This window comes from Nocardia sp. NRRL S-836 (assembly GCF_001279525.1).
Classification (GTDB): domain Bacteria; phylum Actinomycetota; class Actinomycetes; order Mycobacteriales; family Pseudonocardiaceae; genus Lentzea.
Genome location: NZ_LGDY01000124.1, coordinates 137,123 through 156,216, shown reverse-complemented (window position 1 = coordinate 156,216; position 19,094 = coordinate 137,123). Strand labels below are relative to the sequence as shown.

At 70.1% G+C, this 19,094-nt stretch carries 17 protein-coding genes and 2 tRNA genes; 6 read left to right on the top strand and 13 right to left on the bottom strand.

From position 1 onward, the window contains the following. Position 1: 1 nt before the first annotated feature. From ADL03_RS33470 to ADL03_RS33460, 3 genes are all read right to left on the bottom strand, one after another. Entirely contained in the window at positions 2-526 is a 525-nt protein-coding gene (locus tag ADL03_RS33470) for a hypothetical protein (RefSeq protein ID WP_053737588.1), read from the bottom strand. Between the two features lie 65 nt (positions 527-591). Continuing rightward, the gene (locus ADL03_RS33465; RefSeq protein ID WP_197288871.1) at positions 592-4,848 is read right to left on the bottom strand and encodes an ALF repeat-containing protein; all 4,257 of its coding nucleotides are present in this window, start codon (positions 4,846-4,848) and stop codon (positions 592-594) included. Positions 4,849-4,900: 52 nt separating this feature from the next. Next, on the bottom strand, positions 4,901-5,962 hold the full coding sequence (locus ADL03_RS33460; protein ID WP_197288870.1) for a hypothetical protein: 1,062 nt from the start codon (positions 5,960-5,962) through the stop codon (positions 4,901-4,903). Positions 5,963-6,250: 288 nt separating this feature from the next. Here ADL03_RS33460 and ADL03_RS33455 point away from each other — a divergent pair, with 288 nt between their 5' ends. Beyond that, the gene (locus tag ADL03_RS33455; RefSeq protein WP_053737585.1) at positions 6,251-8,251 is read left to right on the top strand and encodes an RICIN domain-containing protein; all 2,001 of its coding nucleotides are present in this window, start codon (positions 6,251-6,253) and stop codon (positions 8,249-8,251) included. A 58-nt stretch (positions 8,252-8,309) separates the two neighbouring features. Here ADL03_RS33455 and ADL03_RS33450 read toward each other — a convergent pair. The 3 genes from ADL03_RS33450 to ADL03_RS33440 all read right to left on the bottom strand — a co-directional run bounded on the left by ADL03_RS33450 (position 8,310) and on the right by ADL03_RS33440 (position 9,275). Next, a tRNA-Lys gene (locus ADL03_RS33450) sits at positions 8,310-8,382 on the bottom strand. Positions 8,383-8,387: 5 nt separating this feature from the next. Continuing rightward, positions 8,388-8,459: transfer RNA gene (locus ADL03_RS33445), tRNA-Arg, on the bottom strand. Positions 8,460-8,708: 249 nt separating this feature from the next. Continuing rightward, positions 8,709-9,275, bottom strand: coding sequence for a dihydrofolate reductase family protein (locus ADL03_RS33440; protein ID WP_053737584.1), 567 nt, complete (start codon positions 9,273-9,275; stop codon positions 8,709-8,711). Positions 9,276-9,348: 73 nt separating this feature from the next. On the opposite strand from ADL03_RS33440, the gene ADL03_RS33435 reads away from it, so the two are divergent. Further along, entirely contained in the window at positions 9,349-9,918 is a 570-nt protein-coding gene (locus ADL03_RS33435) for a TetR/AcrR family transcriptional regulator (RefSeq protein WP_053737583.1), read from the top strand. Here the strand turns inward: ADL03_RS33435 and ADL03_RS33430 are convergent. Genes ADL03_RS33430 through ADL03_RS33420 form a run of 3 tightly spaced genes read right to left on the bottom strand, consistent with a single transcriptional unit; the run spans position 9,908 to position 11,998 of the window. After that, positions 9,908-10,228 (bottom strand): DUF3017 domain-containing protein, encoded by a 321-nt coding sequence (locus tag ADL03_RS33430; RefSeq protein WP_197288869.1) that lies wholly within the window; start codon positions 10,226-10,228, stop codon positions 9,908-9,910. The two genes, ADL03_RS33435 and ADL03_RS33430, sit on opposite strands and share 11 nt — an antisense overlap. Then, positions 10,215-11,063 (bottom strand): bifunctional methylenetetrahydrofolate dehydrogenase/methenyltetrahydrofolate cyclohydrolase, encoded by an 849-nt coding sequence (locus tag ADL03_RS33425; RefSeq protein ID WP_053737582.1) that lies wholly within the window; start codon positions 11,061-11,063, stop codon positions 10,215-10,217. Before ADL03_RS33425 ends, ADL03_RS33430 begins: the two co-directional genes overlap by 14 nt. Then, a complete protein-coding gene (locus ADL03_RS33420; RefSeq protein ID WP_197288868.1) occupies positions 11,060-11,998 on the bottom strand; it encodes a DMT family transporter in 939 nt (312 codons plus the stop codon). Before ADL03_RS33420 ends, ADL03_RS33425 begins: the two co-directional genes overlap by 4 nt. 137 nt (positions 11,999-12,135) lie before the next feature. Between ADL03_RS33420 and ADL03_RS33415 the strand changes: the two genes are divergently transcribed. After that, positions 12,136-14,703 carry a TNT domain-containing protein gene (locus tag ADL03_RS33415; protein WP_053737581.1) on the top strand — a complete coding sequence of 856 codons (2,568 nt, stop codon included), beginning with the start codon at positions 12,136-12,138 and terminating at the stop codon, positions 14,701-14,703. Between the two features lie 18 nt (positions 14,704-14,721). On the opposite strand, the gene ADL03_RS33410 is transcribed toward ADL03_RS33415, so the two are convergent. Then, complete coding sequence (locus tag ADL03_RS33410) at positions 14,722-15,339, bottom strand: pentapeptide repeat-containing protein (RefSeq protein WP_053737580.1); 618 nt, start codon at positions 15,337-15,339, stop codon at positions 14,722-14,724. 4 nt (positions 15,340-15,343) lie between these two features. After that, positions 15,344-16,159: a type I methionyl aminopeptidase gene (gene map / locus ADL03_RS33405; protein WP_053737579.1), complete on the bottom strand. Its 816-nt coding sequence runs from the start codon at positions 16,157-16,159 to the stop codon at positions 15,344-15,346. Positions 16,160-16,239: 80 nt separating this feature from the next. On the opposite strand from map, the gene ADL03_RS33400 reads away from it, so the two are divergent. From ADL03_RS33400 to ADL03_RS33390, 3 genes are all read left to right on the top strand, one after another. After that, entirely contained in the window at positions 16,240-16,509 is a 270-nt protein-coding gene (locus tag ADL03_RS33400; protein WP_053737578.1) for a helix-turn-helix domain-containing protein, read from the top strand. 115 nt (positions 16,510-16,624) lie between these two features. Continuing rightward, entirely contained in the window at positions 16,625-17,605 is a 981-nt protein-coding gene (locus tag ADL03_RS33395) for a malate dehydrogenase (RefSeq protein WP_053737577.1), read from the top strand. A 25-nt stretch (positions 17,606-17,630) separates the two neighbouring features. Then, a complete protein-coding gene (locus ADL03_RS33390; RefSeq protein ID WP_231642595.1) occupies positions 17,631-18,443 on the top strand; it encodes an inositol monophosphatase family protein in 813 nt (270 codons plus the stop codon). On the opposite strand, the gene ADL03_RS33385 is transcribed toward ADL03_RS33390, so the two are convergent. Both ADL03_RS33385 and ADL03_RS33380 read right to left on the bottom strand, forming a co-directional pair. Then, positions 18,440-18,631, bottom strand: coding sequence for a DUF1918 domain-containing protein (locus ADL03_RS33385; protein ID WP_053737575.1), 192 nt, complete (start codon positions 18,629-18,631; stop codon positions 18,440-18,442). The two genes, ADL03_RS33390 and ADL03_RS33385, sit on opposite strands and share 4 nt — an antisense overlap. A gap of 86 nt (positions 18,632-18,717) precedes the next feature. Beyond that, positions 18,718-19,065, bottom strand: a complete 348-nt coding sequence (locus ADL03_RS33380; protein WP_053737574.1) for a hypothetical protein — start codon at positions 19,063-19,065, stop codon at positions 18,718-18,720. Positions 19,066-19,094: the final 29 nt, after the last annotated feature.

Here is a 19,094-nt window from a genome sequence, read left to right as displayed (position 1 = left end):
GTCAGCCCTGCTCGGTGCGGCGCTGCTCCCAGCGTTCGACGATCTTGTCGGCGGTGGCCTTGTCGATCGGCTCGAACGTGCCGTCGTAGCGCCCGCGACGCCAGTCCTCGCGGACGTAGCTGTCCCGCCAGCCCGTGCCGGGGAGGTACCGCTGCTCACCTTCGCCCCCGTGCTCGGTGGTCCACGTGCGGAGCACCCCGGTGGGGTCGTCCACAGTGGATCCGTCCAGCCAGGCGAGGTAGGAGTACGGCCGGCCGTCGTAGGTCTCACCCCGGCTCAGCTGGCCGCGCAACGCGTTCTCGTACCGCACCGCTGCCCGCTCGTCCACCCGGTGCACGTCGGAGCTGCTGACCGCCGGGTTGGACAACACCGTGCTGGGCGCCCAGGCCGCCCCGGTCAGCCGGGTGGTGAACGACTCCTCACGCACCTGCCCGTTCTCGTCCACCCACCGGCGGAGCATGATCGCCGGGTCCTCCGGCCGCGGACGTGCCGGTGTGACGACGGCGAAGTACTCGTACTGCTGCACCAGTCCAACCTCGTTCCATCTGTGGAGACGCGGCCCCTCGCCGTACGAGGGGCCGCGTCCGGTGTTCACTTCGTGAGGTCGAACTCCTCGATGCGGGTCGCTCCCTCCGGAGGAGTGACGCTGTCGAAGATCTCGGCCGACTTGAAGTTGTAGTACACGTTCAGGTACTTCAGCCGGTTGATCTCCGCGACCTCCATCGCGGTGAGCTCCCCGTTGTCAGGATTTCTGCCCTCGCGCCGGGCCGCGTTCTTGATCGCGTCGGTGCTCGCCCGGATCACCCTGCGCTGCTCGTAGTTCGGCTCTTCGAGCTTCTTCGCCCCGTAGCTCTCCGGCGTGTGGATCTGGACCTCGAACAGCTGCCCGGTCGGTGACCTGAAGGTCATGTTGATCCCGGGGTAGCTGCCCAGCGGGTTGCCGAACTCGTCGAACTTGGGCGTCTCCGACCTCTTCCAGAAGTTCTTGAGGATCTTCTTCTGGTACCCGAGGCGCTCCAGTGCGGAGATCACGTCCTTGACACCGTCGGCGTACTTCTCGGCGGAGACCACGTAGGTGTACCGGACCGAGTCGTTCATCTTCCGTTCGATGTCCGCACGGGGCTTCTTCGTGCCGTTCCCGTCCCACATCTCCTCGAAGTACTTGCGCATGAACGACCCGGTGCCCTTGACCTCGTTCCCCTTGGGGCGCTCGACGTGCAGGGTGTCCGCGACCTCGTCGACGTGCTTGGTGATGTCCGGCGCCGCGTTCTTCCCCGCGTTGTACAGACTTTGCGCGTGGGCGTAGTCGTCCGCGTCGATCCGGACCTCGAGGTCACCGATGTCGTGCCGGTACTGACCGTCCACGACCTGGGGCGTGTCGTACCTGTGCGGGAGGTTCGGGTCCGGTTGCGCCGGCGGCTCGATCTTGAACTTCGCGTCCTCGAGCTTGGCGAGACCGTTCTCGATCTGGAGCTTGCCGCCCTCGACGCGCACCGTCGCGCCCTCGATCCTGGTGAGGTCGCCCTCCAGCTGCCGGGAGTACGACTCCATGCGGTAGAGCCGGCCGTCGACGACGACCACCGCGTTGTCGAGCTTGCCGACGGTGCCTTCGATGCGGACCTGAGGGCTGAGGATCTCGCCGACCGCACCGGGGAGCTTGCCCGGCAGGGCGTCGTCCAGCTTGACCAGGAAGCCCCTCAGCTCGGCGAGGTTGTTGAGGATCTTGCCGGTGCCCCTGGCAAGCGCGTTCCTCATCAGGCCGAGCGTTCTGGTCAACGCGCCGGTACCGCCGCTGGCCGCGGCGCTCACCGCACCGAACGACAGGTCCCAGATCGTCAGGCCGAAGGCCTTCGCGGGGTTGTCGTGCCACTCCTCCAGGTGGATCAGCGTGTACGGGTTCTGGACCGTGTAGACCAGGCCGTCCCAGATCTGCTTGCACGAGGAGAAGTCGCCGAAGACCGTGCCACCGATGCAGTCCAGACCGGTGAGCAGGCCGTCCAGCGCACCGGTGGCGCCCTCGACGATGCCCTGGCCGATCTGCTTGTACAGCAGCGTCAGCTTGTCCTTGCCGTCGCGCATCAACTGGCAGGCGGCCTGGTCACCGGCGGCGCACCGGGCGCCGGTGACCATGGAGTCGACCGCCGCGTCCGTGTAGGCCTTGAGACCGCTCCTGGCCGCCTCCTCGACCTTGTTGGCCGCGCGCTTGCAGGCCTCGAAGTTGCCCTGCTTGAGGCACTGGTCGAGCGTGAGGATGCCCCTGGCGAACTCCCCGTTGAGCTCGGCGGCCTTCTTCGCGGCCTCCTCCCGCGCGATCTGCTCGGCCATGTCGAGCCGGACGCGGTACTCGTGGACGTCCTGGATGCGGTCGGCGACCGACTGGATGAACTCCTGCACCTTGTCGGCGTTGGCCCTGGCCATGGTGTAGATCTGCTCGGTCGCGGCCGCCGCCCGGTCCGCGCTCGCGGCCGAAGCGCTCGCGGCCGCGGCCGCGTTGCCCGCGATCACGGCGTCCTGCTGGGCGTTGTTCGACCACTGGCTCGCGGTGCCGGCCGCGCCGTGTGCCGCCTGGGCGTGCTGCACGGCCTGGTTCGCCGCGTCGTTCGCCACCTGGGCGTACTGCGCGGCCTGGTTCGCGGACTCGGCGGCACGGGCGGCCGCCTCGTACGCGGGTTTCACGTCCGCCACGGCGTCGTCGGCCGCCTTGGACGCCCTGATCGCCGCCTGCGCTGCCTCGGCGGCCTTCTCCCTGGCCTGCCGGGACTGCTCCTCGCTGATGAGCAGTGCGTCGGCGACGACCTGCAACGCCCTGCGCGCGTCGGCGTTGAGTGCCGCGTACGGCTTGAGGATCGCGTCGACGGCTCGTGACGCGTCGATCACGAGCGTGGCGGACGCGGCTGCCGCCGACGCCGCACGGTCGGCGACCACCGACTGGAAGACGGCCTGGTTCGCCTCGCGCACCGAGGCTTCCGCCTCCTGCTGGGTCATCTCGGCGGACGCCTTGGCGCCCAGCGCCACGTTGACCGCCTCCAGCGTGATCCGGTGCGCCTCGTCGGCGGCCCGGCGTGCGGTCACGGCTTCCGTGGTCGCCGCGTTCGCCGCGGCACGAGCGGCCTGGGCGGCTGCCGCAGCCCGCTGAGCCGCTGCCTGTGCGGCCTGTGCCGACGCCGCCGCGGCCGAGGCCCAGCCCGCCGACTCGTTCGCGGCACCGCGGGCCACGTCGACCTGGCCGCGGATCTCCCTGGTGACCTCCTCGACGTTCTCGCCGCGTTCCCTCGCGGCCTGCTCGCGGTCGCGGAGCTGCAGCTCCAGCCGCTCCAGGCCGATCATGTTGGCGTTGTGCACCAGCTCGATCACCTGGACCTGGGTCTGGATCGAGCGCACCTTGTCCACCGCGGCGTCGTGCTCGCCGGCCAGGCGCGTGGCCTCGGCGTTCGCGGCGTAGGCCGCGTTCGCCGAGACGGCCGCGTTGCGTGCGGCGCCCTGCGCATTGATCCGGTGGTTGCGGGCGGCCGTGGCGTGCCGCTGGGCCTCCGCGGCCTTCGCGTTCGCGATGTTCTTCTGCTGTTCCGCACGGTTGCGCGCGGCGATCGCGATGTCCTGCTGCTTCTTCGCCGCCTCGGCCAGCTCGGCCGCCCTGGCCGCCTGGCGTTCGGCCTCCGCGCGGTACTTCGCCGCGTTGTTGGCGTGCTCCTGGGCGTTGCGGTCGGCGTCGAGCGCACGGCTGTCGGCCAGCGTGGCCGTGGCCGCGTGCATCGACGTCTCGGCGGCGAGCGCGGCGGCGTCGACGGCGTTGCCGAGGCCGATGGTGACCTTGGCCCAGTCCAGGCCGTCGGTCGAGCCGGTGTCCACCAGCCGCTGGGCGGCGTTGCGTGCCCGCGTGTTGGTTTCGGCGGACGCCAGCGCGATGCGGTCGGCTGCCTCGGACTCCCGCGCCGCGTTGGCGCGTTCGACGTCGAGCAGCTCGTTGCGGCCGAGCTGGCCGTGTTCACGGCCGGGCTTGTCGTCGCGGTAGATCTGGTCCGCCCTGTGAGCGGCCTCCACGGCGCGCTTCATGGCGAACGTGACGTCTTCGAGGTGCTTGACCGCGTCGATGTTGGCCCGCATGATCTCGGCCCGTGCGCTCGCCGCCGCCTCGCTGCGGCGGGCGGCCTGGTCGAGCTCGGTGATCGCCTTGTTGCGGTCCTCCAAGGCTTTCTGGATGACCGCGCGCATGTCGTGGTCGCGCTGGTTCGCCTCGTGGTAGCCCACGAGGTAGAACTGGCGGATCCGCGCGTAGTCCTTGCTCGCGAGGGCGCCCTCGCCCTCGATCTTCACCTGCGGGCCGCCCATGGCGACCATGTCGCGGACGCGGGCGATGATGCGGTCCTGCTCGGCCTTGTCGTCCTCGGCCTGCTGCTTGTCCCGCTTCAGCGCGATCTCGTAGCCGTAGGCGACGAAGTCCGCGATCGCCTGGTCACCGGCCGTCAGTGCGGCCTGCGCCCCCGCACGGACGTTCGGGCCGCCGCTGGCCGCCCAGCCCTCGACCTTGCGGCGGTTCTCCGCCTTCTCGACGCGCTTGCGCTCGTCGGCACGGGCCTGCGCCTCCGCCTGACCGTGGTCGAGGAACCAGACCAGCTTTTCCTTGGTGTTGACCGCCAACGCCGCTTTCGCCGCGTCGCGCACCTCGACGTCCTCCGCGTGCTCGGAGATGTCGGTGACGAGCATCTTGTAGAACTCGTACTCGTCGTCCACCTCCTGCGGAGGAGGGTCCTGGGCCGCGGCCTGGAGCACGGGAACCGGTTGTGGCGCGGCGGTCGCGTGCACGGTCCCGCCGAAGAGGGTGAGCACGAGTGCCGCGGAAATGGGCACGACTGATCTGCGCCACACCGAGGTGGCGCCTGATGATCTTCTTTTCATGGTGTCAGCGATCCCCCAGATCGCGGTTGGCAGCGTCCTTCGCCGCCTTACGAGCTTGTTCGGCGACGGCCAGCCAGTGGGCCGCGGAGTCGCGGGCCTTGCCGGCCGCCTCCTCCCACGTGATGCGGCCGCTGTTGGCCTGCTCCAGGACCGCCAGCCAGTCCTGTTCGGACTGCGCGGCGCGGGCGTACTCGGCGACCTCCGCCCACATGGCCGCCTGGGCGTCCGCCTTCGTCTTCTCCGCCAGCCAGTCCACAGAGGACTGACCGGCCTCGCGGTCGACCTGCTCCCAGGTCTGCTGGGCCTCCAGCCGGTACTTGCGGGCCAGCTCCCCGCTCGCCTCGCGTTCGGCCGCCTCCGCGGCCAGCGCCGACGCGGTCAGCCGCGCGATCTGGTCGTGCCACACCTGGTTCTGCTCGGTGGTGGTGCGGACGAACCGCTCGGTGTCGAGCTCGGCGCCGATCTTCCACTCGTAGGCGAAGAACAGGCCGATCGACCGGTCGTCACCACCGCTGAGGGCGCGCTGTGCCGCCGCACGCACCTGCGCGCCGGGGTCGTGGGCGGCCAGGTGGGTCACGTAGGCGCGGTCCTCCGCGGCCAGGCGCGCCAACCGTTCCTGCCGCTTGTTGTCGTGGACGCGGTCGAGCTCCACGGCGCGGTCGTATCCACTGTGGACGTACGTTTCCTGGGCGTTGAAAGAGGAACGCAGCGCGCTCTCCGACGAGCCCTGCACCTCGCTGCCGGGGATCGCGGTCCGGTTGATCTCCCGGATGACGGCGGTGTTGAGGGTTTCCCGTTGGGTGGCGCGGTCTTTCGCCCTGTGGTAGCCGACGAGCACGAACTCGCGGATCTTGGCCTCGTCGTTGGCGACGACGGCCACGTACGCGGCGTCGCGGATCTCGGACTGCAGGGCCTGGTTGAACGACATCTGGAACACCGTCTCGCGCATGGACGCGGCCAGCGCGGCGGTCGTCGTGCTGACGGCCGCCGAGCTCGCGAACGCGGGAGCGGTGTGGACGGTGGTGACGACGCCGGCCGCGAGAACCGCGGCCAGCAATGCAGGCATGAGCGTATGACGCCCCATGTGTTCCCCCCAGAAACTCACGTGGTGGGCTGAATCGCCCTAAAAGTTCCTAGCACCTCAAGTGCCCGCGGCGACACAAAGCACGTCAGTGACCCAGATCACACCGCATTGCGGACCGGGTGGGCGACGTGCGAGGTTTCCCCAGGCATCCGACGACTGGGGAGTCGAGCGACGCGGGCCTGGGGGGTTCACGCCGCGCTTGGGGCAGATGCCGCTACGACGAATCTTGGGGGATTCACCTTGTCCAGACGCAGTCTGGGTGGCCGTGGCATGCGCGGAGTCGCCGCGCTCGCGGTCACCATCACGTTGGCGGGCGGCCTGTTCTCCGCTCCGGCGCTCGCCGCTCCTCCCGGGGTCGACGCCTCGGCGCCGCCCGGTGTGTCCACCGTCAGCTTCAGCGCGGCGCTGGTGTCGGACTTCGACCAGAAACTGGCCGCTGCCAGCACGATCAGCGCGTCGGTCACGTCCAGGGAAGCCAGGATGGCCGACCTGAACTTCGTCATCTGGATCTACAACAACGCCCCTCGCGACAGCGCCGTCAAGCGCGAGGCGTTGAAGGCGCTCACGAACGAGACCGACGAGAACGCCTGCTACAACTTCATCGCCACCGGCATCCACCTCGCGTTCCGCGAGGACGTGCGGGCGATCCCGATCATGGACGAGCGGCACCGCCAGCGGCTCAAGGCCACGGACCTGATCGGCTGGATGAACGTCGACAGGTACTACCTGGACACGAACCTCGGCGAGTTCGTCACCAAGCTGTTCATCAACACCAACGCCACCGAGAACCCCGAGATCAAGGCACAGGCCGCGGCCGTGCTGACCAACACCTCCACGGACGAGCAGCGCCAGAAGTTCGTCACCGAGGGCATCTTCACCGCCTACGACCTGGACGTGCAGCGCCGGATCGAGGCGGCCCGGCTGGAGCGCATCGCGACCGAGCAGAAGGAAGCGATGCTCAAGGCGCGCGCCGACGCGTGGCGCGTCGCGGCCCAGGCGGAGCTGACCACCGCGCTCAAGGTCATGACCGACAGCGAGTTCACCTGGGAGGTCTACCGCGCACCGCTGGCGCGCAAGTTCGTCAAGGCCGCCGCCCAGGGCGCGCTGGACAGCCACGACGCCGCACTGATCAAGGCGTTCATCTTCACCGGCGTGCACACCGCGCACCAGCAGGACGTGGCGGAGGAGGACGCCGCCCGCGCCGCGGAGACCGAGAAGCTGATCAAGGAGATCCTCGACCGCTCCAAGCGGGACGGGTACCTGCCGAACGTGGTCGCCGCCGCCACCGCCGCACTCGCCGGTGACCTCAAGGCGCGCAACGAGTTCCTCAACCTCGGCCGCTACGACGCCGCCAAGAGGGACCAGATCAAGCCCGCCCACGAGCTGGTGGTCGAGCTGCAGGGCCAGGCCTCCGGCCGGTGCGCGCAGATCGCCGGCGTCGACGCGCAGGCGATCGAGAACGGTCAGTACAACGAGCTGTGGGACTGCATCCGCCCCGCCCCCAAGCAGGTCTGGGCGTTGAAGCAGGTCGCCACCAACGAGTACCTGCTCATGAACGGCAACTCGCGGCAGTGCATGGACGGCCACAGCGACCTGCTGCGCCAGTACCCGTGTGATGCCGGCAACGGCTACCACCGCTGGACGTTCATCGAGAACACCGACGGCACGTACCAGATCAAGAACATCGGCACCGGCAAGTTCGTGACGGTCAGGGACGGTCAGACCCCGAACGCCGCCCCGATCACCACCTACGGCAACACCAACGACGGCCACCAGCGCTGGCGCCTGCTCAACCTGGTGCACCGGTCCGACATCGCCGCGGTGACCGTCGGCCGCTACCAGCTCAAGGGCGTCCAGTCCGGCCGCTGCCTGCAGACCGCCGGTATGTGGGACACGCCGAACCAGGGCGCGCTCGGGAACTTCGCCGGCATGGAGCTGTGGGACTGCGTCGGCGGCGGCAAGATGGCGTGGGACCTCGTCGACCTGGGCGGCAAGCGGTACGCGCTGAAGAACCTGATGTCCGGCAAGTGCCTCGACGTCAAGAACGCCGTGCACCTCAACGGTTCGCAGCTCGTCCAGTACGACTGCCACTACGGCGACACGGAGCAGTTCGTGTTCTCCAGCCAGCCCGACGGCAGCTACGTGCTGGAGAGCGTGCTCACCAGCAAGGCCGCGGACGCGATCGGCAACGCCGTCCAGAACGGTGCCAGTGTCGGCATCTGGGACGTCAACGGCACCTCGAACCAGAGGTGGACGCTGCAGGCCGCCTGACCGGTGAACAGCGCAAGGGCTCCCTCCGCGGACGTTCGCGGAGGGAGCCCTTTTCCCGTGGGCCGTCGGGGACTCGAACCCCGAACCCGCCGCTGAAGAGGCGGCTGCTCTGCCAGTTGAGCCAGCGACCCGTGTGCACCCCTGCCAGGAATCGAACCTGGACTTCGGCGTTCGTAGCGCCGCGCTCTGTCCGTTGAGCTACAAGGGTATTCGAAACAATGCGCGCAGAATGAAGAAAGCCGCCCTGGTCGGTTTCCCGACGGGCGGCTCCCCGGTGCTCACGACGTGGTCGTCATGGCGGAGAGCCTGCGCCGTTCACCTGCGAGAACGGTCGCGACGGGCGCGCAGGGGCAGCGACGGCGGAGCGTCGCACCCGCTTCTGCTTGCTCGTCATGACCGTTCCTCCCGCTTTGGTGTGGCACAAGATTACGACCGGTTCCCCAGGTCGTCAATCGTATTAGGAAATGCGTTCATAGGTCATGAACGAAACTCCGCTCTCGAACAGTCGTGCGTCCGTGCGCGCGAACCTCCTGATGTCGGCCTTGCCGTCGAACAGCGGGATGCCGCGGCCGAACACGACCGGGTTGATCTTCAGGAGCATCTTGTCGATCTCCGGCAGCAGTGCCGCCGCGAGCTTGCCGCCACCGCACAGCCAGATGTCCTGGCCGTCTTCCTCCTTCAGCGCGCGCACCCGGCCGACGACGTCCTCGCGGATCACCTCGACGTCCGGCGGGGTGCCGGTCACCTGCGTCGACACCACGAACTGGCGCAGGTGCGCGTACGGCGAGGCCAGCCCGCCGGGCACCTGGTAGGTGGCGCGACCCATCAGCACCGTGTCGAAGTGCCGGTTCGGCGCGTCCGTCAGGCCGAGTGCCGAGCGGAACTGCGTCGGCAGCGTGTCCGGGTACTCGGCCGTGATGGCGGCCAGGTGGTCGCCCTCGAAGGCGAACCCGTCGAAGGTCCCGTCCTCGGCCGCGATGAAACCGTCCAGCGTGACGGCGACGTAGTACACGAGCTTGCGCATCCCCAGTGCCTTCCCGTAGCTCCAACCACGACGACTGTAGTACTATGTCTGTAGTGGTTGCAAGGAGGAAACCGTGGTGAGGAACGAAGCGAGGCGAACGGCGCTGCTGGACGCGGCGATCGACGTCCTGGCCGAAGAGGGCGCGCGCGGGCTGACCTACCGGGCGATCGACGCCAGGGCAGCGGTGCCCGCGGGGACCGCGTCGAACTACTTCGCGAGCCGCGAGGACCTCATGTCCGAGGTGATGACCCGCGTGTTCACGCGGCTGACGCCCTCGGAGGAGTCGGTCGCGCGGTCGCTGGCCCGGCCGCGCGACAAAGCGCTGACCGTGCGGCTCATGCACGACATCATCGAGCGGGCGGACGCCGACCGGGCGAGCTACCTGGCGATGATGGAGCTCAGGCTGGAGGCCACGCGCCGGCCGGACCTGCGCACCGCGCTCACGCGGACGGTCGCGGAGGGCCTCGACCTCAACGTGCGCTTCAACGAGGAGGCCGGGCTGCCCGGCGACCGCACGACCGTCGTCCTGATGTACCTGGCGATGACGGGGCTGATCTACGAACGGCTGACGCTGCCCGAGGTCCTCGCGACCGAGGACCTCGACGAGCTGATCGCGCAGCTGGTGGACCGGGCTATCGGCTGAGCGGCCCGCCGGTGATCGTCAGCGCCACGGCGATCAGCACGATGCCGAGCGTGCTGTAGAGGAACGCGTCCATGCCGCGGCCGCGGATCTTGATCAGACCGGCCTGCTCGTCGGTCACCAGGATCCGCAGCACCGCCGCGACCAGCAGTGACACGCCGAGCAGCACCGCGCCCTGCCGCCAGTGGTACTGGAAGATCCGCACCAGCCCCAGCACACCCACGCCCAGGACCAGCGCGAACGGCAGGTGCTTGCCCGCACCCGACCGCCAGCGCTGTTCCGGCATGAGCGCCTCTGCGTCAGACCGCTGCATGAGCGCGTTCGGCCGCTTCGACCGTGTTCGTCAGCAGCATCGCGATGGTCATCGGGCCGGATCCGCCGGGGATCGGCGCCAGGTGCCCCGCGACCTCGGCCACGTCCGGTGCGACGTCGCCGACCAGGCCGTTCTCGGTGCGGGTGATGCCGACGTCGACCACGGCCGCGCCCGGCTTGACCATGTCCCTGGTGATCAGGCCGGGGGAGCCGGCGCCCGCGATCACGATGTCCGCGCGGCGCACCTCCGCGGCCAGGTCCTTCGTGCCGGTGTGGCACAGCGTCACGGTGGCGTTCTCGGTGCGGCGGGTGAGCAGCAGGCCGATCGGGCGGCCCACGGTCACGCCGCGGCCGACGACGGTGACGTTCGCGCCGGCGATCGGCACGTCGTAGCGGCGCAGCAGTTCGAGGATGCCGCGCGGGGTCGCGGGCAGCGGCGCGGTCTCGCCGAGCACCAGCTTGCCCAGGTTGACCGGGTGCAGGCCGTCGCCGTCCTTGCGCGGGTCGATCCGCTCCAGGATGGCGTTCGCGTCGAGGTGCCTGGGCAGCGGCAGCTGCACGATGTACGCGGTGACCTCGGGGTTCGCGTTCAGCTCGTCGATGACGGCCTCCAGCTCCTCCTGCGTGGTCTCGGCGGGCAGGTCGCGCCGGATCGAGGCGATCCCGACCTTCGCGCACGCGGCGTGCTTGCCCTTCACGTACGAGTGCGAACCGGGGTCGTCGCCGACCAGGACGGTGGCCAGGCCGACCGGCGCGGGCAGCGCGGCGACCCTCGCCTTCAGGTCCTCGAACAGCGCGTCCCGGGTTTCCCGGCCGTTGAGCAGCGTCGCAGTCACTGTGCACCCTTCTTCCTCAGCCACATCTTCCCACTGGGCAACGCGGCCACGCCGACCGACACCAGCGTCAGCACCACACCGACCACGGTCGGCACGGCCAGGGACCCGTTGACCACGTCCAGCAGCACGGCACCGACGAGCTGCCCGCTCACGCCGCACAGCCCGACCATCAGCACGCCGATGAACCGCACCGACACGATCGCGCCGCCCACGCCGAGGATGCCCAGCAGCCCGCCGAGGTACAGCCACCACTCGGACGGGAGCTCACCGGGCACCCCGCGCAGGACGACCAGGTTGACCAGCGTCAACGCCGTCGTGCCCACCGTGAAGTTCACCAGGATCGTCGCCGCCGAGTGCGCGGCCGCCTCGCGCACCAGCCCGTTCACCGCCTGCTGCCAGCCCATCAGCAGGCCGGCGACGAGCGGCAGCAGCGCGAGCCAGAGAGCACCCGGAGAGGTGAACTGGTGCGACACCGCCACCACGACCGCCACCACGCCGAGGCCCGCACCGGCGACGCGGGCCGTCGTGAGCGACTTCGGCTCACCCGGCCCGATGCCCATCCGGTCCACCACGAGGCTGCTCACGAGCTGCCCGACGACGACCGCGACCGTGAACACCGCCACACCGATAGTCGCGACCGCGATGCCCTGCGACCCGACCAGGAAGGCGCCGCTGATCCCGCCGATGCATTCCCACCAGCGGATTCGGCGGTGCCTCAGCGAGTCGGCCAGCCGCCGCAGCCCGTCCCGGCCGCCCGGCCGGGACAACACGGCCGCGAGCAGCACGATCAGGCCGCCGACGAAGGAGATCAACGCGGCCAGGAAGCCGTTCTGCAGGGCCTGCGCCAGCGAGCCGTTGACCCGCCCCTGGACCGCGACGGCCACTCCGCCGAGCGTCGCGAGCAGGCCGCCGGTCACCTGTGCGGACCGTGACAAGGAGCCTCCAGCTCGCATCGGGTTGTTCTTGATCAGCTTTAACAGGGACGTCACCCACGTTATGGTCGGGCCTCCACCGTTCGGCGCAGCGGCGGGGGACCTGTGCGATCCGGCGAGTTGCGGGGGAAGATGTTGGCGTGTCCGAGCCGAAGCCGTTGAACCCTACCGAGCAGGACGCTCTGGTGAAGCAGATCGGCCTGACCCTGATGCGGGCCGCGCCGGAGGACTGGCGCCGGGTCGTCGCCGAGTACCGGGCCACCGGTCGTTACTTCGAACTGGCAGCCGAGCTGCAGGTCGCGGACGGGTCGTCGCACGCGTGGGCCCCGCCGCAGGAGGTCGCGCAGCTGTTCGCACGGCTGCGGGCCGGCATGCACCGCGAGGGCAGGGGCAGCTGGTCGAACGCCCGCTACCAGCTCGATCACCCGTCGAGCTACAACCTCGACTTCGACCGCGCCGAGCCGAAGTGGCAGACGCCACCTCCGCAGCAGGCGTACTTCGACGAGATGCGGTTCTTCCCGCGCACCGACGAGAACGTGCCCGACTGGCTGCGCCGCAGGCTGAACCCGCCGACGCCGGTGTTCCGCACGGTCAGGGTGTTCGACGGGGCCGGGCCGAACGGCCGTCCGTCGGTCAACCGCCCGCCGGTGCCCGAACCCGAGGTCGCGCCGCTGCTGGCCTACCTGTCGAACGCGCCGGTCGCCGTGGCCGGTCGCGGTTTCGACGCCGACGTGCTGGCCGCGGACACCCCGCCGGTCGTGCCCGCCGGGTTCCAGACCGACGGTGTCTGGATCTGGCCCGCCGCGGTCTCGTACTACCTGCGCAAGTACGGCGTGCCGCCGGAGCCGGAGCTGGTCGAGCGGGCCCGCGGCAGGGGCTTCAACCTGGGCGAGGTCTCCGAGGAGACCCGGCTCGCGGCCGCCGCCAACCTCGGCGCGCCCGCCGCCCCTCCCGGCACGATGCTGCCGTCGCCGCCGCCCGAGGTCCGCGCGGAACCCGAGCCGGAACCCGCCGCCGAGGCCGTGCGCGAGCCCGAGCCGGACGCGACGCAGTTCGTCGCGGCGCCGTCGTTCGACGACGAGTCCGAGGTCGAGTCGACGCGGTTCATGCCGGCACCGGACTTCGACGACGAGCCGGAACCGCAGCGCGCCCCCGAACCCGAACCGGTCGAGGTCACCGTCGAACGCGCCCCGCTCGACGACGACCCGGAACCGCTCGGCCAGCCGGTGTCCGTCGCGGCACCGCTGATCGACAACGGCCCGCCCTACCGGGTCGTCTTCGACTCCGACGGCGTGCCGGACCGCGTGGACGACCGGCACCTGCGCGACACCTACGGCGCGGGCATGGACCTGTTCGCCCCGCACCCGACCGAGGAGTTCGCCCACGTCGTGGACGAGCGCCCCGAGCAGGACGAGCCCGTCGCGGCCGCCGAGCCGGCCGGCGAGCCCGAGGTGCCGACCGCGGGTCCCGGCGAGCCCGCGCTGTTCACCCACCAGCACGAGGACGAGCCGGAGCTGTTCACGCACCACCGCGAGGAGGAGCGCACCGACAGCTTCGTGCCCGAGGACGAGGAACGTCCGCGCGACCTCATGCAGGACACGATGGCGTGGAGCCCGGTCCTCGACGAACCGCTGGAGCACTCGGCCGAGGTCACCGAGGAGCACCCCGTCGTCGCGGTCGAGGCCGACGAGCCCGACCTCGCCGAGGAGGAGCTGCGCACCACCGCGGAGTTCGACCCGCGTGAGGTCCGCGAGCCCGCGCCGGTGCCGCCCGTCGCGCCGGTGCCGCCCGTGGCAGCGGCCGCACCGGCGGTCCCCGTCGTGCCGGTGGTCGAGGAGACCACCCAGTTCGACGCGGCCCTGTTCGTCGACGACGAGCCGGAACCCGAGTCGGAGCCGGAGCCGGAACCGCGTCAGGTCACGCCGGAGGAGGACCGCGAGCTCGCGGGCACCCGCCGCGCGCTGGACGACCTGAACGTGCCGCACGGCGTCTACCGCATCGGCGGCGAGCCCGCCGACCGCACGTGGACGCTGCACCTCGACGGCGACAGCTGGGAGGTGTGCTGGTACGACCACGGCCCGAAGAACCCGGTGCGGTTCGACAGGGTCGAGGACGCCTCGGCGTACCTGGTCGGCCGGCTCGTGCTGGGCAACTTCCGCACGATCCCGCCCCGCCCGCAGACCCCGCCCGCCCCGCCGCGGCCGATCGCCAACGGCTTCCGCGAGGAACCGCGCCGTCCCGCGCCCCCGCCACGCCCGCCGATGCAGGCCCCGCCGCTCCCGGCCCCCACGGCCGTGGTCCCGGCGCCGGTCCCCGCACCCGTGGCCGCCGCGGTGCAGCAGGACGACCCGGCCAAGCGGAAGTTCCCGATCTCGCCGATGGCCGGCGAGCCGCCGCTGACGTTGTTCCGCCACAAGCAGATGTTCGAGCTGCCGCCCGGCACCGAGGTCGACCGCTACGGCGACCAGAGCGGCAACCTCGTCTACGTGGCCGGCACGCCGTTCCCGGAACGCAGCCTGGTGCCGTCGTGGATCAACCGCCCGTACCGGGTGTACCGCCTGCGCCGGCCGCTCGAGGTGCTGACCGGTGTGGCGGTGCCGTGGTTCGAGCAGCCCGGCGGCGGCACGGCCTACCTGCTGCCGAAGTCGGTCGAGGAGATGGTGGCCGACGGCGTGCTGGTGGAGATCACCGGCTCGGCCGACAACTAGCGGTGTGGCACGGGCCGGCTAGCTCGATTCCGGCCCGTGTGACACCACCAGCCCGTAGGCCGCCGCGAACGCGATGGCGGTGTCGATGTCGATCAGGGCTCCGGCGAGCTTGGCCTGCCGGAGCCCGTTCGCGTCGACGTGCGCCCCGCGCAGGTCCGCCCCGTCGAGCTTCGCGTCGAGCAGCCGCGCGCCCATCAGGTCGGCGCCGCTGAGGTCGGTCTTGCGCAGGTCGGCCTCGCTGAGGTTCGTCTCGCGGAACCGCTGGCCGGCGAGCTTCAGGCCGTGCAGCGGTGCCTTCACGAACGACGCCAGCGTGAAGTCGACCTCGGTGAAGGTGACCGGCCGCAGCACGCAGTCGACGAAGTTCGACCCCATCAGGCTGCACGACGTGAAGCTCGACCGCGTCAGCACCGTGCGGTCGAACGTGCACTGGCGGAACGCCGTCGCGTGGTGCCTCGACTCACCGAGGTCGGTCCTGGTGAAGTCGCACCGGGTGAACGTGCACCCCGTCGTCACGAGCTCGCGGAGATCGGCCTCGGTGAAGTCGCAGTCGGTGAAGGACCGCTTCTCCCAGTGCTGGTTCGGCAGGTTCGCGTCGGCGTAGTCCTCGCCGACCTCTTCGAGTCCGGTGTCCACGCCGCTAGTGTGCCGGAGCGTCGCTCACGTGTTCGACGGGAGCGACGTTTTCGGACTCGCGGCGCGTGAGCACCAGGGGAGCGTCCTCGGTGATCGCGACCGTGTGCTCGGAGTGCGCCGTGCGGGAGCCGTCGGCCGAGCGGATGGTCCAGCCGTCCGGGTCGTAGACGATCTTGTCGGTGGTGCGGGCGAGCCACGGTTCGAGCGCGAGCGTCAGGCCCGGCTTGAGGGTCATGCCGCGACCGGCGTGGCCCTTGTTCGACACGTGCGGGTCCTCGTGCATGGTGCGGCCGATGCCGTGGCCGCCGAACTCCGTGTTGACCGGGTAGCCGTAGGAGCGGGCCACCTGGTAGATCGCCGCCGACAGGTCGCCCAGCCGGTTGCCGGGACGGGCCACCGCGATCGCCGCCTCCAGAGCCTCCTCGGTGGCGCGCACGATCCGCTGGTCCTCCTCGGCGGGCGTGCCGACGATGACCGTGCGCGCGGAGTCGGCCACCCAGCCGTCGATGCCCACGGCGATGTCGGCGGTGAGCACATCGCCGTCGCGCAGCACGTAGTCGTGCGGCAGGCCGTGGAGCACGGCGTCGTTGACCGACAGGCAGATGACGTTGCGGAACGGGCCCTTGCCGAACGACGGCGCGTAGTCCCAGTAGCAGGACACGGCGCCACGGTCGGAGATCATGCCGCGGACGTGGTGCTCCAGGTCCATGAGGTTGACGCCCACGTCGGCGAGCCGGCCGACCTCGGTGAGGACCTCGGCCACGAAGCGCCCGGTCACGTGCATGCGGTCGATCTCCGCAGGCGACTTCAGTTCAATCACGAGCTACCTCACTGGCTTGGTATAGTTATACCGGCACCCTAACACTTGTCGGTATAGTAATACCAACCTATCCTGGTGGCATGGTCCGCCAGCCGCTCACCCCAGAGCAGATCGAAGCCGGTCGTCGTCTCGGCGTCCTGCTGCGGCGCGCGCGGGCGGGCCGCGACCTGGTGGAGATCGCGCAGTCGGCGGGCATCTCGCCGGAGACGTTGCGCAAGATCGAGACGGGCCGGCTGCCGTCCCCCGGCTTCGGCACGATCATCTGCCTCGGTGAGGCGCTCGGCCTGCCGGTGCAGGAGCTCGCGGACACCTGGCGCGGCGCGGACCAGCCCCTCGACGCGGTCTCCTGACGCCCCGGCTGGTTGTCCACTCTCACACTCTCGGTCAGTCGCCGTGTTGGTAACGTGCGGGTTGCCGGGCGACCCGCCCGACGAAGTCAACGAAGACCGTCACTCGGGAAGGCTCATGACCCGCACGCCCGTGAACGTCACCGTCACCGGTGCGGCCGGCCAGATCGGCTACGCACTGCTCTTCCGCATCGCTTCCGGCCACCTGCTCGGCCCGGACACCCCGGTCAACCTGCGCCTGCTGGAGATCACCCCGGCGCTCAAGGCCGCCGAGGGCACCGCGATGGAGCTGGACGACTGCGCCTTCCCGCTGCTCAAGGGCATCACGATCACCGACGACGCGAAGACCGCGTTCGACGGCGTGAACGTCGCCCTGCTCGTCGGCGCCCGCCCCCGCACGAAGGGCATGGAGCGCGGCGACCTGCTGGAGGCCAACGGCGGCATCTTCAAGCCGCAGGGCGAGGCGATCAACGCCGGTGCCGCTGACGACGTCAAGGTGCTCGTGGTCGGCAACCCGGCCAACACCAACGCCCTCATCGCCCAGCAGCACGCGCCGGACGTCCCGCGCGAGCGCTTCACCGCGATGACGCGCCTGGACCACAACCGCGCCCTGTCGCAGCTCGCGAAGAAGCTCGGCGTCGCGGTCACCGACATCAAGAACATGACGATCTGGGGCAACCACTCGGCCACCCAGTACCCGGACCTGTTCCACGCCGAGGTGGGTGGCAAGACCGCCGCCGAGGCCGTGAACGACCAGGCGTGGCTGGAGAACGACTTCATCCCGACCGTCGCCAAGCGCGGTGCGGCGATCATCGAGGCCCGTGGCGCCTCCTCGGCCGCCTCGGCCGCGAACGCCGCCATCGACCACGTCTACGACTGGGTCAACGGCACCGAGTGGACCTCGATGGCGATCCCGTCGGACGGGTCGTACGGCGTGCCCGAGGGCATCATCTCGTCGTTCCCGGTCAAGTGCTCCGGTGGTTCGTACGAGATCATCCAGGGCCTGGAGATCGACGACTTCTCCCGCGCCCGCATCGACGCCTCCGTGGCCGAGCTGGTCGAGGAGCGCGACGCGGTCAAGGGCCTCGGCCTGATCTGAGCCGGTTAGTGGCAAGGTGGGGCACGTGCGCATTCCATGGGACGTGCCCCAGCCACAGCTCTCCGACGACGTGCATCCCGCGCTCGCTGACGCCGCCCGTGCGGCGTCAGCGGCGTACGGACGCGCCCGATCCCTGCACACGCGCCTGGAGCTCCGCGAAGAAGTAGCGGACGGCGCCGACGGAACACCGACGATGCGCGTCGACCGCATCGTCGAGGACGCGATCCTGGAGTCGATCCACCGCAACCGCGTGAACCTGCTCTCCGAGGAAGCCGGGTTCGTCGACAACGGCTCGGCCGTCACCCTCGTCATCGACCCGGTCGACGGGTCCGCGAACGCCGCGTTCGGCGTGCCCCTCTCGTGCTTCGCCGGTGTCGTGGTCGTTGACGGCACGGCGAACGAAGCGTTGACCACGTGGTTCGACACGGGCCGTGCGTGGCATGCGCGCGCGGGAGTCGACACCCCGTTCCGCACGACCGAACGCACGTCGCTGGACGGCGCGTCGATCTGCCTGATGCGGCCCAAGACCGGCACTCAGGACGCGTGGCTGCGCATCGCGAACCGCGCGGACCGCATCCGCGTGCTGTGCACGACGTGCCTGGAGACCATGCTGGTCGCGGAGGGCACGGTCGACGGCTTCATCGATCCCGGAACCGATACACACCGGATCATGGACCTGGCCACGGCGCTGGTCACGGTGCCCGCTGCCGGTGGGGTGCTGGTCGACCTGCACGGCCGGCCGTTCACGTTCGACCCCGACCTGTCCCGCCGGTGGTCGGGCGTGGCGGCAGCGACTCCCCAGCTGGCCGAGGAGCTGATCGCGACTGCGCTCGGTTAGACGGTCCCGCGTGGCTTGACGACGCAGTCGGGCCCGGGGAACACGAGGCCCTCGTGCCCGTCGTTGAAGCGGACCAGGTAGGGCGGGGCACCGTCGGTGCCGCGGACCTCGAGGATCTCGCCGAGGCGTTCCTCGAGACCGATCGAACGGCTGTGGACGTGGAGCCGGTCACCAACTGTCGCTTGCATGGCGCTGCAACACCTCCGGGTGCGGCAAGAGGTCAGGCGTCAAAGCCTAGGCCGCCACCGGAGGTGCGCAACAGGGGCTTGCGGACTCATCCACCGCAGGCCGAGGAGACCTTCGCGACCAAGTCCGCCTTCTGGGTGACCCAGTCGGCCGCCGAGTTGACGTTCTGCATGCCGTTCGCGGCTTCCTGCAGCGCCTTCTTCACCTGCTCGTCCGGAGCGGAGCCGGCGAGGTTCTCCAGTTCCGTGGCCTTGGCCTTGGTGTCTTCCAGCGCCTTCTGCGGGTCGCTCAGGTCCGGCGAGAACCCGACCAACTGGATCGCGTCAGCGCACAGCTTCACCTTGTCCGCGGTGTCGCTGACGCCCTGGATGGTGTCGCAGGCCGTCAAGCTGCCCAACGCGATGACGGCTGCCGCCAGCGGTCCGACTAGGCGCATTCGCTCTCCCTTTGCCCGAAGTGTCCGTT